This window comes from Peribacillus sp. S4, from assembly GCF_046715815.1.
GTDB classification, from domain to species: domain Bacteria; phylum Bacillota; class Bacilli; order Bacillales; family DSM-1321; genus Peribacillus; species Peribacillus frigoritolerans.
Genome location: NZ_CP175708.1, coordinates 5,224,979 through 5,239,943, shown reverse-complemented (window position 1 = coordinate 5,239,943; position 14,965 = coordinate 5,224,979). Strand labels below are relative to the sequence as shown.

Annotated in this window: 14 protein-coding genes and 1 other RNA gene; 12 read left to right on the top strand and 3 right to left on the bottom strand. The window is 42.2% G+C overall.

The window, feature by feature from the left end; translation table 11 throughout:
- Window positions 1-227 precede the first annotated feature (227 nt).
- The 6 genes from ACJ9PY_RS25200 (at window position 228) to ACJ9PY_RS25175 (ending at window position 6,817) form a co-directional block, all read left to right on the top strand.
- A complete protein-coding gene (locus tag ACJ9PY_RS25200; protein ID WP_098185503.1) occupies window positions 228-1,412 on the top strand; it encodes a phosphoglycerate kinase in 1,185 nt (394 codons plus the stop codon).
- Window positions 1,413-1,458: 46 nt separating this feature from the next.
- Complete coding sequence (gene tpiA / locus ACJ9PY_RS25195) at window positions 1,459-2,220, top strand: triose-phosphate isomerase (RefSeq protein WP_411739237.1); 762 nt, start codon at window positions 1,459-1,461, stop codon at window positions 2,218-2,220.
- A complete protein-coding gene (gpmI, locus tag ACJ9PY_RS25190; RefSeq protein ID WP_034309990.1) occupies window positions 2,213-3,748 on the top strand; it encodes a 2,3-bisphosphoglycerate-independent phosphoglycerate mutase in 1,536 nt (511 codons plus the stop codon). Before tpiA ends, gpmI begins: the two co-directional genes overlap by 8 nt.
- Before the next feature lie 30 nt (window positions 3,749-3,778).
- Entirely contained in the window at window positions 3,779-5,074 is a 1,296-nt protein-coding gene (gene eno, locus ACJ9PY_RS25185) for a phosphopyruvate hydratase (protein WP_034309992.1), read from the top strand.
- A 308-nt stretch (window positions 5,075-5,382) separates the two neighbouring features.
- Window positions 5,383-5,841 carry a hypothetical protein gene (locus tag ACJ9PY_RS25180; RefSeq protein ID WP_098864842.1) on the top strand — a complete coding sequence of 153 codons (459 nt, stop codon included), beginning with the start codon at window positions 5,383-5,385 and terminating at the stop codon, window positions 5,839-5,841.
- Between the two features lie 61 nt (window positions 5,842-5,902).
- Window positions 5,903-6,817, top strand: coding sequence for a hypothetical protein (locus ACJ9PY_RS25175; RefSeq protein WP_411739236.1), 915 nt, complete (start codon window positions 5,903-5,905; stop codon window positions 6,815-6,817).
- 138 nt (window positions 6,818-6,955) lie between these two features.
- Here ACJ9PY_RS25175 and ACJ9PY_RS25170 read toward each other — a convergent pair whose 3' ends face one another.
- Entirely contained in the window at window positions 6,956-7,786 is an 831-nt protein-coding gene (locus ACJ9PY_RS25170; RefSeq protein WP_400450113.1) for a D-alanyl-D-alanine carboxypeptidase family protein, read from the bottom strand.
- Between the two features lie 54 nt (window positions 7,787-7,840).
- Window positions 7,841-8,383 carry a hypothetical protein gene (locus tag ACJ9PY_RS25165; RefSeq protein WP_057278104.1) on the bottom strand — a complete coding sequence of 181 codons (543 nt, stop codon included), beginning with the start codon at window positions 8,381-8,383 and terminating at the stop codon, window positions 7,841-7,843.
- Between the two features lie 177 nt (window positions 8,384-8,560).
- Here ACJ9PY_RS25165 and secG point away from each other — a divergent pair, with 177 nt between their 5' ends.
- The 6 genes from secG (at window position 8,561) to ACJ9PY_RS25135 (ending at window position 14,264) form a co-directional block, all read left to right on the top strand.
- Window positions 8,561-8,794, top strand: coding sequence for a preprotein translocase subunit SecG (gene secG / locus ACJ9PY_RS25160; RefSeq protein ID WP_034309999.1), 234 nt, complete (start codon window positions 8,561-8,563; stop codon window positions 8,792-8,794).
- A 141-nt stretch (window positions 8,795-8,935) separates the two neighbouring features.
- Window positions 8,936-9,682, top strand: a complete 747-nt coding sequence (locus ACJ9PY_RS25155; protein ID WP_098185506.1) for an alpha/beta hydrolase — start codon at window positions 8,936-8,938, stop codon at window positions 9,680-9,682.
- Window positions 9,683-9,712: 30 nt separating this feature from the next.
- A complete protein-coding gene (gene rnr / locus ACJ9PY_RS25150; protein ID WP_145506455.1) occupies window positions 9,713-12,070 on the top strand; it encodes a ribonuclease R in 2,358 nt (785 codons plus the stop codon).
- 68 nt (window positions 12,071-12,138) lie between these two features.
- The gene (smpB, locus tag ACJ9PY_RS25145) at window positions 12,139-12,606 is read left to right on the top strand and encodes an SsrA-binding protein SmpB (RefSeq protein WP_034310006.1); all 468 of its coding nucleotides are present in this window, start codon (window positions 12,139-12,141) and stop codon (window positions 12,604-12,606) included.
- Window positions 12,607-12,729: 123 nt separating this feature from the next.
- Window positions 12,730-13,091: a transfer-messenger RNA gene (gene ssrA / locus ACJ9PY_RS25140) on the top strand.
- Between the two features lie 201 nt (window positions 13,092-13,292).
- A complete protein-coding gene (locus tag ACJ9PY_RS25135; protein ID WP_411739235.1) occupies window positions 13,293-14,264 on the top strand; it encodes a nuclease-related domain-containing protein in 972 nt (323 codons plus the stop codon).
- 223 nt (window positions 14,265-14,487) lie between these two features.
- On the opposite strand, the gene ACJ9PY_RS25130 is transcribed toward ACJ9PY_RS25135, so the two are convergent.
- The gene (locus ACJ9PY_RS25130; RefSeq protein WP_034310010.1) at window positions 14,488-14,964 is read right to left on the bottom strand and encodes a DUF1641 domain-containing protein; all 477 of its coding nucleotides are present in this window, start codon (window positions 14,962-14,964) and stop codon (window positions 14,488-14,490) included.
- Window position 14,965: the final 1 nt, after the last annotated feature.

Below are 14,965 nucleotides of genomic sequence, written 5' to 3'. Positions count from 1 at the left end.
CACCAAGGTGAGGTTTTTTTTATCACAGCTCTAAAAAAACTTGGCAGAAGATGATATTATTAGTAAGTCATTAATCAGTCAAGCGTTTACATTTCTTGTTTTTGGATAATTTCCTGGAAACCGACTATAATGAAAAAGAGAAAAGGGGAGTTGGGAAATTTACCCTCTCCCTTTTTGGCTAAAAGAATCAAAAATATGATAACAATATCTAAGGAGGTTCTTGGATTATGAATAAAAAGTCAATTAAAGATATTGAATTAAAGGGGAAACGCGTATTTTGCCGTGTTGATTTTAACGTGCCGATGCAGGACGGAAAGATCTCGGATGATACGAGAATCAAGGCTGCATTGCCGACGATTTCCTATTTGACAGAACAAGGCGCAAAAGTCATCTTAGCCAGCCATCTTGGCCGTCCTAAAGGACAAGTCGTAGAAGAATTGCGTTTAGCACCTGTTGCGGAAAGACTAAGCGAACTTAGCGGCAAAGATGTGCAAAAGGCAGAAGAAGCATACGGCGAGACCGTTCAATCAATCATTGAAAACATGCAAAATGGCGAGATCCTGTTGTTGGAAAACGTTCGTTTCTATCCAGGAGAAGAGAAGAACGATCAAGAATTGGCGAAGTCATTTGCGGCACTGGCTGATGTTTATGTTAACGATGCATTCGGAGCTGCGCACCGTGCACATGCTTCAACTGAAGGGATAGCTCACCATCTCCCGGCCGTTGCTGGATTGCTGATGGAAAAAGAGCTTTCTGTACTTGGAAAAGCCCTATCCAACCCAGAACGTCCTTTTACAGCTATAATTGGCGGAGCAAAAGTAAAGGATAAGATAGGCGTTATCGAAAACCTTTTGGAAAAAGTCGATCACTTGATCATTGGTGGTGGATTGGGTTACACATTCATTAAAGCGCAAGGTCATGAAATCGGTAATTCTTTATTGGAAGAAGACAAAATAGAATTGGCCAAATCTTTCATCGAAAGTGCAAAAGAAAAAGGCGTAAAACTTCACTTGCCTATCGATGCAGTCGTAACTGCTGAATTTTCACCTGATGCAGAGACGGATAATGTCGATATCGATGCTATTCCAAGTGATAAAATGGCTCTTGATATCGGACCAAAAACAAGTGAATTATTTGCGGATGTAATTAAAAGTTCCAAGCTTGTCATTTGGAATGGACCAATGGGTGTATTCGAGTTCGATAAATTTGCGAATGGAACGAGAACCGTTGCTCAAGCCTTGGCGGAAGCAAATGATACGTACAGCATTGTTGGCGGAGGGGATTCGGCCGCAGCTGCAGAAAAGTTTGGACTGGCAGAAAAGATGTCCCATATTTCAACTGGCGGCGGTGCATCTCTTGAGTTCATGGAAGGCAAAGAGTTGCCTGGCGTTGTAGCCTTGAACGATAAATAAGATTGAACCGTTACATATTTCAACATTAGAAGGGATGAGAAACCAAATGCGTAAACCGATTATTGCAGGAAACTGGAAAATGAATAAAACACTATCTGAAGCGACTGCCTTTTTAGAAGAAGTGAGCAATTTGATTCCGAAGCAAGATGTAATCGATACGGTTGTATGTGCTCCAGCTTTATTTTTGGATCAGCTCGTTCAAGCAGCAAAAGGAACCGATGTGAAAATCGGGGCACAAAACATGCACTTTGAAGAAAACGGTGCTTTCACAGGAGAAATCAGCCCAATCGCCTTGGCTGATCTTGGGGTATCCTACGTCATACTTGGTCATTCTGAGCGCAGGGAAATGTTCAATGAAACGGATGAAGCCGTTAATAAAAAAGCTCATGCCGCTTTTGCCCACAAGTTGACCCCGATCGTTTGCTGCGGTGAAACACTTGAGCAAAGGGAAGCTGGCGAAACGAATGATTTCGTAGGCAGCCAGATTGAGAAAGGCTTAGCAGGATTATCTGACGATCAATTGAAACAAGCCATTATTGCATATGAGCCGATTTGGGCGATTGGAACAGGAAAATCGTCATCTGCTCAAGATGCTAATGAAGTTTGTGCGCATATCCGCTCAGTCGTTGCCGACAAATTTTCAAATGAAGCAGCTGCAGCCATCCGCATTCAGTACGGTGGCAGTGTAAAACCTGAGAATATTAAAGAGTACATGGCACAACCTGATATAGACGGTGCATTGGTTGGCGGTGCTAGCTTGAAATCCGATTCATTTTTACAATTGCTGGAGGCTGGTCACTATGAGTAAGTCGCCTGTGGCACTTATCATCTTAGACGGTTTTGGCTGCCGTAACGAAGAAAAGGGTAATGCTGTTTTTCATGCGAAAAAACCGAACTTTGACCGATATTGGGAACAGTATCCGCACTCCCATTTAACTGCAAGCGGGGAAGCGGTCGGCTTGCCTGCCGGTCAAATGGGGAACTCGGAAGTGGGCCATTTGAATATCGGGGCAGGACGGATCGTTTATCAAAGCCTGACCCGAGTGAACCTGGCAATACGTGAAGGTGAGTTTGCACAAAACCCAACTTTGGTCGATGCCATGAGCCATACCAAGAAAAAAGGCACGGACCTTCATCTTTTCGGTCTTCTTTCAGATGGCGGCGTGCATAGTCATATCGATCATATGTATGCCCTTTTGAAATTGGCCGCTAAAGAAGGAGTTAAAAATGTATATGTACATGCATTTTTAGATGGCCGTGATGTCGGACCGAAAACGGCACAGGGTTATATTAAGGAAGCGGAAGCGAAAATGAAGGAAATCGGTGTTGGTCAGTTTGCGACCATTTCCGGAAGATATTATTCGATGGACCGTGATAAGCGCTGGGAACGTGTGGAGAAATCCTACCGTTCGATGGTGTATGGTGATGGCCCTGCTTACTCTTCTGCGATGGAATGTGTCGAGGATTCGTACGAACATGGAATTTTCGACGAGTTCGTGATACCTTCAGTCATAACGGCGGAAGACGGTAAACCGGTGGCAACGATTAAAGATGATGATGCCGTAATCTTTTATAACTTCCGTCCAGACCGGGCGATCCAGATTTCCAATACGTTCACGAATGAGGATTTCCGCTCATTTGACCGCGGTCCTGGACATCCGAAGCATCTCCATTTTGTCTGCTTGACACATTTTTCAGAAACAGTTGACGGATATGTTGCATTTAATCCGACAAATCTTGATAATACATTAGGGGAAGTACTTTCCCAAAACCAGCTTACCCAGCTTCGTATCGCCGAAACTGAAAAATATCCGCATGTGACGTTTTTCATGAGCGGCGGGCGTGAAGAGAAGTTTCCTGGTGAAGAGAGGATTTTAATTAATTCTCCGAAAGTCGCTACATATGATTTACAACCGGAAATGAGTGCTTATGAAGTGACGGATGCATTGGTGGAACAAATTGAGGCTGATCGTTTTGATGCCATTCTCTTGAATTTTGCCAACCCGGATATGGTCGGTCATTCAGGGATGCTTGAGCCTACCATTAAAGCGATTGAAACAGTGGATGAATGCCTAGGCAGGATTGTCGATTTAATCGTCTCAAAAGGCGGTACAGCGATCATCACCGCTGACCATGGGAATGCTGATGAAGTGGTAACGCTAGAAGGCAACCCGATGACAGCCCATACTACGAATCCCGTTCCTGTCATTATCACTAAAAATCAGGTAACATTAAGAACAGGTGGTATCTTAGGCGATTTAGCTCCAACGATGCTTGATTTGCTTGGAGTCGAAAAACCTGTTGAAATGACAGGGGAATCCCTATTATCTAAATAAAATTGTGAATAGGAAAAGGAGAGATTTATAATGCCGTACATCGAACATGTATATGCACGCGAAGTGCTAGATTCACGTGGTAACCCAACAATAGAAGTAGAAATCCAAACAGAGTCCGGATACTTCGGACGTGCAATCGTACCATCAGGTGCTTCAACAGGAGAACACGAAGCGGTTGAGCTTCGTGACGGGGATAAATCTCGCTACCTGGGTAAAGGGGTACAAAAAGCAGTCGATAATGTAAATGATATCATTGCTGAAGCTGTCATCGGTTTGGATGTAACGAACCAAGCAGGCCTTGACCTTACTATGATTGAATTGGATGGCACTGAAAACAAAGGTAACTTGGGAGCCAATGCAATCCTTGGCGTATCAATGGCTGCTGCCCATGCCGCTGCGGAATTTTCTGGATTACCATTGTATCGTTACCTTGGTGGGTTCAATGCGAAACAACTTCCGACTCCAATGATGAACATCATTAACGGCGGATCACATGCCGATAACAATGTTGACTTCCAGGAATTCATGATCCTTCCTGTAGGAGCTCCTAGCTTCAAAGAAGCAGTTCGTATGGGTGCAGAAGTATTCCATGCCTTGAAATCTGTCCTTTCAGCCAAAGGCTTGAATACGGCAGTCGGCGATGAAGGCGGCTTTGCGCCAAACCTTGGTTCAAACCGTGAAGCGCTTCAAGTCATCATCGAGGCAATTGAAAAAGCTGGCTACAAAGCAGGCGAAGATATCTACCTTGGCATGGACGTGGCTTCATCTGAATTCTATAACAAAGAAACAGGCAAATATGATCTTGCAGGCGAAGGCCGCAATGGTGTTACATCCGAAGAAATGGTTGCTTTCTATGAAGAGCTAGTGAATGAATTCCCTATTATCTCCATCGAAGACGGCCTGGATGAAAATGACTGGGATGGCCACAAGCTTCTAACGGAACGCATCGGTTCTAAAGTTCAGCTTGTTGGTGACGATCTTTTCGTAACGAACACGAAAAAATTGGCTGAAGGCATCGAAAAAGGCATCGGTAACTCCATCCTGATCAAAGTGAACCAAATTGGTACACTGACCGAAACGTTTGATGCAATCGAAATGGCTAAACGCGCAGGCTACACTGCAGTCGTTTCCCACCGTTCAGGTGAAACGGAAGATGCAACGATCGCTGATATCGCCGTTGCAACAAACGCAGGACAAATCAAAACCGGTTCCATGTCCCGTACGGACCGTATCGCTAAATACAACCAACTTCTTCGCATCGAAGACCAACTTGGTGACTTGGCTGTATATGGCGGCTTGAAATCTTTCTATAACTTGAAGAAGTAATTATCTTGGGATTCCGCTTCTGACGAGAAGATGGATTCTGCACAGTAATTTCTTTTCACCTCCCATTCAATGTGAATGGGAGGTTTTTTTATGTTTATGAGGGGGAAGTGTGCATTCAATATGGGGGAGATACAGTCTTTTACTATAATGTGCTTGCATGGATAAAACAATAATATGTCAAGACTATTAAGTTTTAATTTCAATATATAGTTAAAATGGTATAATATAAATATATTGGTAAATATTTCATAAACCGAGTATAGGTTGATGAAACTACTATTACATATTAAAGGAGATGAAAAATAATTTTGCTTAAGAAATTATTTGTCGTGGGTACAGTTTTTGCTAGTTTATCAATTGGAAATAGTACAATTGCAGCAGAAATAGAATCAGAAACGACCGTTACTAACATATCTAGTTTATCAGAAGTCAGCAGCCTAACCTCAGGCATTTCAGGTGAAACATCAGGTAAAAAAATTAAATGTAGTTCCAAAGTAAAGGCGAGAAATCCAATATTTGGTTCTCCAAGCGCAACCGCTACTTCATCAGCAGCAGTAAAAGAAGATACTATCTCTGCTAAAGTTAGGGTATATAGCAGTAAGGGAGGATTAAAAGGACAAAAAACAGATTCTCAGAAAAATTCAACATATGCTGGAGCTACCTATACTGATAAATCTAATAATATTCCTGCAACTGCTTTTGGCAATCATACTTATGTAAAGAAGAGTTATAAAACAGTAGTACATGAAACTAAGGATAAATTTTAAATATAAGAAAAGTTAAGGCTAACTGATGTTAGCCTTAACTTTATTTAGGAGCAATGATGATATGAAAAAACAGCTTTTGATAGCAATGTCCCTTTTATTGATTGGAATCTCAGGATGGATTTTTTACAATAAAATGTCTGATGAAAACACAAAAGGTGTACAGCCTAGTTTTAAGGAAGGCTCCAATACCATCTCCTACGGCTTGTTAGATGTGGATGGAAAAGTAATGAATAATGGAAGTGCTCTAGAACCGAAAAATAATAAGCTCGAGTATACTCTTTCTCTCTCAAATTTTATAGAAGTGGAAAGAGAATATGCCTTAATAGTCCTTAGTAACTTTGAACAAACACCCTTCACAGTTGAAGGAAAGCAATACAGTGTTTATACTTTTAATGCCAAGCCAAATAAAAGTATCGAGTTTAATCTGAGTGTTACCACTAACAATAGTACAAAAGAAATAGATTATCTTATAATTAAAAAACCAAATTATTTAATAGATAAATTAGATATATCAAGAATGCATACATTGCAAGAAGTGTTACCTATGCGTTATATGGTTAAGAGCAACGGGGACAATCCAAAAGCAGCTGCTGGTTTAATTCCAGATGACACGATTAAAAAAGGCCCAAACGATACCATATTTGTCAGCAAGCAAAAAGAGGAACTGAATATCCTGTCTGCAGCAAGAAGTGGTGAACATGTTTTCATATCTGTTGGGAATGTTGGTGAAAAAAAGGAAAATTACAATATCATTGCATTAAATCAATGGCAGCAGATTCCGTTGGAAAATGATCAGTTAGTAGGAAATGTGGCAGTTAACCCCGGTGAAAGAAAAGTGTTTGAATATAAGCTTCCAAAGGTAAAGCATGATTCGAATTTTCAGGTTATTGCTTTACCCAAACCTTATGAAGTCAGCGAAAGTGACTATGAAAGTACAGTCCCCTCCGGTTCATTTCGAACTGTTATTAAACCTTAAAGTTACATCATTCTCTTTTAGAAAAGATGGGGATTGTTACATCTTAGACATGATTCCAGCTGGATTCAAGATAGATAAGACCATTTAATCAAACGTTTGATTAATATAAAAAAAGGTGCCGCATCCGGGCACCTTTTTTTATTTATTCGATACAGCTTCCACTGGTACGGCATTATAGTATTCTTCTAATGTAATCTTCGCTTCAAAGATTTCAGTTGCGGTAGCGACACCAACATAGCGGATATGCCATGGTTCGTATTTATAACCCGTGATGTTTTCCTTGCCTTCAGGGTAACGGATGATAAATCCGTATTCATGTGCATGTTCAGCAAGCCAGGCCGCTTCATTCGTATCACCGAAGCAGTCTTGGGCAGCGCATGCCCCATCGTGGGTCGTGACATCAATCGCCAGGCCCGTTTCATGCTCGCTTGTCCCAGGCATTGCACTGTAGGTTTTCGCCTTTTCTTCCCCGTCCTTAGCCACATAGTTATTAAAGACCTCGATCTGTCTTTGGTGAGAGCGGTAAGCGGAAACGCCGGCAAAGTGCATGTTTTCTTTTTCGGCAGCTTGGAACATTAATTCAAGTGCCTTTCCCGCTTCCTCTCGCATCATTCTTTTTTCAATTTTATCTTCAAAGATGAAATCCACTTTTGGGTAGATGAGGTCAGCAGGTTTGTAATCTTCAGGCAGGCTGTATTGTTTATTGACAAGTACAGGAATGCCTTCCGGATGGGCTAATGTCTGAAGGCCAGCCTGTCCGGGTTTAGCCGTTTCATCAACTTCCACCTGGCGTTGGGCCGATTCTTTTGAATCATTATTCTTGTCGGTCTCAGTCTCCTTCTCAGTCTCCTGGGAGCTCGGTTGTTCTTCTTTTTGCTCTTTTTCATGCTCGCTTGTCAGGTCGGATGAACAGCCAGCCATCAGAATGAAAGATGATAGAGCGGTTGCTGCAAATATAGGTTTTAACATATGAAAGGCCCCTTGCTTTTAATATAAGATTTCCAATAAAAGTAGTTTTGAAAATTATCGTGATAAGTAATCCCTTGTTAATTCACTTTGATATTTATCAAGAAATAAGCCAATCCAGACGACCATCAGTAAAAATGGATAATCGTTACGGATTGCGGTTTCCACGACGGGATCAGACCAAAAGCTCGAAAGGAAACCGGATGACATCCTGATTGTCTCGAATGTGACGAGGGCATGAAGCGATAACCAAAGAATCGTAAGGGTATTGGTCCCGAACCCAATGACCGCCGCTATGACGCTCAGCAAGGCAGCTGCTGCCCCGATCAGGAGGACATGGAAGCTTGATTGGAAAAAGTCGATACCGCTATTGGAAAGTCCATTATAAATAATAGCAGTAAAATAAACGGTTGTCGTGATATATGCAGCAAATAATAAGTATCGATTTCCGTGATACTTTGCCAGCAGCAATAGAAGCGGTGATAGGATGATTAATAGGACGCTGATGAAATTGCTTCCGCCTGCCCATAAAGAATAGCCGGCAACCGCCGAGAATAGGATGGTCAGGAGATCAAGAATCCGTAGTATGGACTTAAACATGTTGACACCTCTTTCTCTATTTATGCAAATTATCTCAAACTTTGATTCAAAAAGAAAATAAATGACTATGGGTTTTTAGGAATTCTTACCATCATAGTATAACAAAGATTGTGGATATTTATTGGGTGTGGTAAAGTTAAAGTAATTGTTTATTGGTTCTTCAGGAGGTGTAATTGCATGCATGCATTTCTCATAACGCTTTTAGTGATTGTCAGTATCGCCCTCATTGTGACGGTATTGCTTCAATCAGGTAAGAGTGCAGGTTTATCAGGTGCGATTGCCGGCGGTGCTGAGCAGTTATTCGGAAAGCAAAAGGCACGCGGTTTGGACCTGGTTTTACATCGTGCGACAATAGTATTGGCGATTCTATTCTTTGCTTTAACTTTACTTGTTGCATACTTTGATGTGTAATGGATCAAAAATGAGTCTAGCTAAATAGCTAGGCTTTTTTCTTTGCACAATAGTTGCATGAATAGATATAGTGATTTTAGTACTTAATTATAGGATAGGGATTTTTTAAAATTCTATTTACTGATAAAGGAGTTTAAGGTCATGAAAATCAAGCTGCAGCAGCCCTTTACTTTTGAAGGCGGAAAAAGGGCTGTCTTACTTTTACATGGGTTCACGGGGAATTCAGCGGATGTACGGATGCTGGGCCGTTACTTGGAGAAACAGGGATACACCTGCCATGCCCCGCACTATGAAGGGCATGGCGTTCCCCCAGAGGAGCTGGTGAAAACAGGTCCGGAAGATTGGTGGAAAGATGTCATGATGGGCTATGATTTCCTGAAAAGCAAAGGTCATGAAGAAATTGCTGTTGCCGGACTCTCATTAGGAGGCGTATTTTCTCTTAAATTAGGTTACACTGTACCTATAAAGGGTATCGTAACAATGTGTGCGCCTATGTATATCAAAAGTGAAGAAATGATGTTTAAAGGAGTATTGGAGTACGCCAGAGAATTTAAGAAGTATGAAGGAAAAACTCAAGAGCAAATAGAGCTTGAAATGGACCTCCTTGCCGATAAACCGATGAATACATTGAAAGCCCTTCAGGAATTGATAACGGATGTACGGGAGCACGTCGATCTTATTTATGCTCCGACATTTGTCGTGCAGGGCCGGCATGATGATGTTATCAATCCAAAAAGTGCCGATATTATTATTGATTCCGTAGAATCACCGGTCAAAAAAATCAAGTGGTATGAAGAATCCGGTCATGTCATAACCCTTGATAAAGAAAAAGACGAGCTGCATGAAGATGTATTGGAATTTTTAGAGAGCCTGGATTGGTCTGAATAACAAAAATATACCCTGAATAGGAGGGTTTTCATGGAAGATAACATTCAAGAACATATTAATAAGCTTCTGACATACATGACGGATGAAGCGTATAAGCCGCTAACGGTACAAGAACTGGAAGAGGCTTTGAAAATCGAAGACTCGGCAGATTTCAAGAATTTCGTTAAGGCTTTAGTAAAAATGGAAGAAAAGGGATTGGTGGTCAGAACGAGGAGCAATCGTTACGGCCTGCCGCAAAAAATGAATTTGTTCCGCGGTAAATTAACGGGGCACGCAAAGGGGTTTGCCTTTGTCACACCTGAAGACAACCCGGGAATGGATGATATTTTCATTCCGCCAAATGAAACGGGCACAGCGATGCATGGAGATGTCGTCATGGTACGGGTATCTTCGGAAACATCGGGCTCAAGGCAAGAAGGCACGGTCATCAGAATACTTGAACGCGGAATTACACAAGTTGTCGGTACATACTCCGAAAGTAAAAGTTTTGGTTTCGTCATCCCTGATGATAAAAAGATCGCAAACGATATCTTCATTCCACAGCATGCTTCACATGGAGCGGTAGAGGGACATAAGGTTGTCGTCAAGCTTACTTCTTATCCTGAGGGACGCATAAGTGCCGAAGGTGAAGTCATTGAGATTCTTGGCCATAAAAATGATCCTGGTGTGGATATTCTTTCCGTGATCCATAAGTATGGTTTGCCGATGGAGTTCCCGGATGACGTCATGGAGCAGGCCAATGCCGTTTCCGATACCATTCAAGAAAGTGAAATTGGCAACCGCAGGGACTTGCGTAATGATGTTTTGGTTACGATTGATGGAGCGGATGCAAAGGATCTGGATGATGCCGTCACTGTTTCCAAGCTTGAGAATGGCAATTACAAGCTGGGCGTTCATATTGCTGATGTCAGTCATTACGTGAAGGAAGGTTCTCCAATCGATAAGGAAGCCCTGGAAAGAGGGACGAGCGTGTATTTGGTGGACAGGGTCATCCCGATGATCCCGCATCGTTTATCGAATGGCATTTGTTCCTTGAACCCACAAGTCGATCGTTTTACACTCTCATGTGAAATGGAAATCACGCCGGATGGCAAAGTCGTCAACCATGATATTTTTGAAAGTGTCATTAAGACGACGGAACGTATGACATATGGCAATGTGAACAAAATCCTTGTCGATAAAGATGAAGAACAGCTTGAACGCTATGAAGCGTTGGTGCCGATGTTCCAGGACATGGAGAAGCTAGCGGCCATCCTTCGCAAGAACCGGATGAACCGCGGTGCAATCGACTTTGATTTCAATGAAGCAAGAGTCATCGTTGATGAAGAGGGCCATCCGACTGATGTGGTTTTACGTGAAAGGTCGGTTGCGGAAAAGCTGATTGAAGAGTTCATGCTTGCAGCTAATGAAACCGTTGCTGAGCATTTCCACCGTCTTGACCTACCGTTCATTTACCGTATTCATGAAGATCCAAAGCCGGAAAAACTGCAGCGATTCTTCGAATTCATTACGAACTTCGGATACATTGTAAGGGGATCGGCCAATGACGTCCATCCTAAGGCGTTACAGGAAATCATTGAGGCGGTTGCCGGTAAGCCGGAAGAAACGGTCATATCCACCGTCATGCTTCGTTCCATGCAACAGGCGAAATATGATCCGGAGAGCTTAGGCCACTTTGGTTTATCTGCTGAGTTTTATACACATTTCACATCGCCGATTCGCCGTTACCCGGATTTGATCGTGCACAGGCTGATCAGGACCTACTTGGTGGAAGGTAAAATGGATGAAGCTACGAAGGAGAAATGGAATGCCAATTTACCTGAGATTGCCGATCATACATCGAAACGTGAACGTCGCTCAGTCGATGCCGAGCGGGAAACGGATGATCTGAAAAAAGCGGAATACATGCTGGATAAAATCGGCGAGGAATATACCGGGATCATTGGTTCAGTCACCAATTTTGGGATGTTCGTCGAGCTGCCGAACACGATTGAAGGACTTGTCCATGTCAGCTTCATGACGGATGATTATTATCGCTTCGATGAGCGTCAGCTAGCAATGATCGGGGAACGTACCGGTAATGTGTTCCGGATTGGCGATGAAATCGACGTACGGGTTTCCAACGTCAATAAAGAGGAACGCGCCATCGATTTTGAAATTATCGGCATGAAGGTAAGCCGTCCGCGTCCATCCGGCGAGAAGAAAATATTCAAAGCCAATTCAGGTGAACGCAAACGCGGCCGAGGCGGCAGTGGGGGACGTAAGGAAGGAAAAGGCGGCGACCGTAATGGAGATTCGACTTCTTCTGGAAGAAAATCGAAAAAGAAGAAAAAATTCTTTGAAAATGCGCCAGCTGCCAAGCGCAAGAGAAAACCTAAAAAGAGATAAAGATTCAGGCGGGGGGATGATCATTCCATCCTCTCGCCGCGATTGGATGTAAAAAAGGGGAGAGTTAGATGCCAAAAGGCTCAGGTAAACAACTAGCACAAAATAAAAAAGCGTATCATGATTTCTTTATTGAACAAACGTTTGAAGCAGGAATCGTTTTAAAAGGGACCGAAATCAAAGCAATCCGTGCGGCCCGAGTGAATTTGAAGGATGCCTTCGCTAAAATAGAAAATGGTGAAGTTTATCTTCATAATATGCATGTCAGCCCTTATGAGCAGGGAAACCAGTTTAACCATGATCCGTTACGGACACGGAAGCTTCTTTTGCATAAGAAAGAAATCAGTAAACTGATCGGGGAAACAAAGGTAACAGGTTACACCATCGTCCCGTTGAAAATGTATTTAAAGAATGGCTTTGCCAAAGTTTTAATCGGACTTGGAAAAGGGAAGAAACAATATGATAAGCGTGATGACCTGAAGAAGAAGGAAGCGAAGCGTGATATTGAACGTGCTTTCCGTGATCGTCAGAAGATGTAAAACTGCCAAGACCTTACAATTGATTTTTTGAACCAATCTGTTATAATTAATCCTGTACCGATGACAATTGAATATCAGCCAACTTGCTGACTATTCTTCTCTCGTACGCTCCATTTATATCATGGGGACGTTACGGATTCGACAGGGATAGTTCGAGCTTAAGTTGCGAGTCGAGGGGATCGGCCTCGTTAAAACGTCAACGCCTATAACTGGCAAACAAAACAACAACCTAGCTTTCGCTGCTTAATAACAGTCGATAGCTGTTCCTCCCTCCATGGCCCACGTGGTAGGGTAAGGGACTCACTCTAAGTGGGATACGCCGGAATCCACCGTCTGAGGATGAAGGAAGAGACCAATCAGACTAGCTGCTCTGCCGCCTGTCGATAGGCTAATGAGTTCGCGAAATGCGAATATATCGACTACACTCGTAGAAGCTTAAGTGCCGTTATGTCTGGACGTGGGTTCGACTCCCACCGTCTCCACCAATACATATATTGGTGGTTTTTTATTTGGTTTTTTTTCGTCGTTTTTGTCGAAAAATCGATAAATCGAATAATTCGCAGATATATCAGGATTTTTCGTTGATATATCTCCAATTTCGAAGATATATTCCCGATTTCGCAGATAAACTGTACAATTTCCATCATTTGCTGTAGAATCCTTTTGAAGAAAATAGGATTGGAGCGATGAAATTGATTGTAAAAAAACGAAAAGTTCCTCTTCCCGTCCGCAAATTACGTGCATTAGCGTGCAGGCTTCCTCCGAATCACCTTAAAGTTCCCTTAATCATGAACGATCTCAAAAAAAGGGAAGCGGGCTATAAAGGGGAATGTTCCATTGATTTTCCATTAAGCTTTCTTGAACCGAAAAGCTATTTCATCTTCCACGATTTAAGGCTGCAGGATCAATCCCGATTTTTTCAGCTGGATACCTTATTAATCTCCAGGAAATATGCGCTTATCATTGAAGTGAAGAACATTGCAGGGTCGATCTATTTTGATCCGTATTTCAATCAGCTCATTCGAACGATAGAAGGAAAAGAAACGGCCTTTCCAGATCCCATCATACAAGTCAGCCGCCAGGAATCACAATTGACCAATTGGTTCTTGAAAAACGGTTTTCCCTCACTGCCCATCCTTTCATTGATTGTCATCAGTAATCCCCAAACCATCATCCGTACAGCTCTTGAAAACCATGAACTCCACTATAAAGTTATCCATCGCGATGCACTTCCAGCTAAAATTAATCAAATGGAGCATTCCATAACAGAATCCAGTTTTAGTGAGAAAGATTTGAAGAAAGCAATTCGCGTAATGAATAAACACCACATCGATGCGGACTTTTCCATTCTGGAACGATACAATCTTACCGAAAAGGACCTAATTAAAGGAGTGATTTGTGAGAATTGTAAGGGCAATAAATTATTTAGAAGGCATGGCACATGGCTTTGCAATCAATGCCAACTCTCCAGTAAAAAAGCACATATCCCGGCTTTACGAGATTATTTTTATCTATTAGGCTCGACCATAACGAATCGGCAGTTGAGGAACTTTTTAAACATTTCCTCTTCTTCCAGTGCAACGAGGATCTTGCAATCATTGAATCTGACAAGCAGTGGTGCGAATAAGGGGAGGGTGTACAGCCTGTATTTTGATTAATGACTTTAACTCATTTCTTTATATTTACAGTCAACATTTTGAAAATTTTTACTGAGCCTAGATGTAATTCTTTTGCCCTTAATTTTTTCTTCTTGATTCATTACACATCCACTCCAATGCTAATCTTATCCACCGCTGCACTTTCAGCATTTTTTGCAGGAACTAAGAGCCCTATGATAGAAAAAGACTCGAAAGAAGCTTCTCTTGAGTCTTTGTTCCGTTTCTATTCTTTTAATTCCTTGCCCATTCCCTTGAGGAAGTGGACGCCAAAGCCGATCGCCCTGTTTATGTCTGGGTCATTCAATGTTTTCATTAATTCCAGAACACCGATCTTCTTATCGGCCTGAAGGAATTTGTTTCCTTCATCGATTCCTGCAAGTGCACTGTTCAGCAGTTTCGTGGATTGTGCGGCATCGGCGTTCATCAAGGCTCCTGTTGCACCCATAAGGGTATTGATCAGGTTTGTTACAGGTTGCCTTGTGATTTGTTGAAGTGCGATTTTCGCTATTTGTTCTTTTCCTTGAAGCATGGAGGTCGCGGCTTCGAATACTCCCGAGTCATTCAGTTCATTGACGATTTTAAACATATTGTTCAAGGCATCTTCATTATCGGTGATCAGCGTTTTCAGTTCCTCCAGTTTTTGTAGCTTTATCTCTTCCTCAGTAATGGGATTATGGATTTCCGTTATAGGAGCTGCCATG

Bases quoted from the DNA above. Each gene is read 5' to 3' on its own strand.
- ACJ9PY_RS25200 (WP_098185503.1), top strand. From the start codon at position 228: ATGAATAAAAAGTCAATTAAAGATATTGAATTAAAGGGGAAACGCGTA.
- ACJ9PY_RS25170 (WP_400450113.1), bottom strand. From the start codon at position 7,786: ATGTTAAAACCTATATTTGCAGCAACCGCTCTATCATCTTTCATTCTG.
- smpB (WP_034310006.1), top strand. From the start codon at position 12,139: ATGCCAAAAGGCTCAGGTAAACAACTAGCACAAAATAAAAAAGCGTAT.
- tpiA (WP_411739237.1), top strand. From the start codon at position 1,459: ATGCGTAAACCGATTATTGCAGGAAACTGGAAAATGAATAAAACACTA.
- eno (WP_034309992.1), top strand. From the start codon at position 3,779: ATGCCGTACATCGAACATGTATATGCACGCGAAGTGCTAGATTCACGT.
- ACJ9PY_RS25165 (WP_057278104.1), bottom strand. From the start codon at position 8,383: ATGTTTAAGTCCATACTACGGATTCTTGATCTCCTGACCATCCTATTC.
- secG (WP_034309999.1), top strand. From the start codon at position 8,561: ATGCATGCATTTCTCATAACGCTTTTAGTGATTGTCAGTATCGCCCTC.
- ACJ9PY_RS25130 (WP_034310010.1), bottom strand. From the start codon at position 14,964: ATGGCAGCTCCTATAACGGAAATCCATAATCCCATTACTGAGGAAGAG.
- ACJ9PY_RS25155 (WP_098185506.1), top strand. From the start codon at position 8,936: ATGAAAATCAAGCTGCAGCAGCCCTTTACTTTTGAAGGCGGAAAAAGG.
- ACJ9PY_RS25135 (WP_411739235.1), top strand. From the start codon at position 13,293: ATGAAATTGATTGTAAAAAAACGAAAAGTTCCTCTTCCCGTCCGCAAA.
- gpmI (WP_034309990.1), top strand. From the start codon at position 2,213: ATGAGTAAGTCGCCTGTGGCACTTATCATCTTAGACGGTTTTGGCTGC.
- rnr (WP_145506455.1), top strand. From the start codon at position 9,713: ATGGAAGATAACATTCAAGAACATATTAATAAGCTTCTGACATACATG.
- ACJ9PY_RS25175 (WP_411739236.1), top strand. From the start codon at position 5,903: ATGAAAAAACAGCTTTTGATAGCAATGTCCCTTTTATTGATTGGAATC.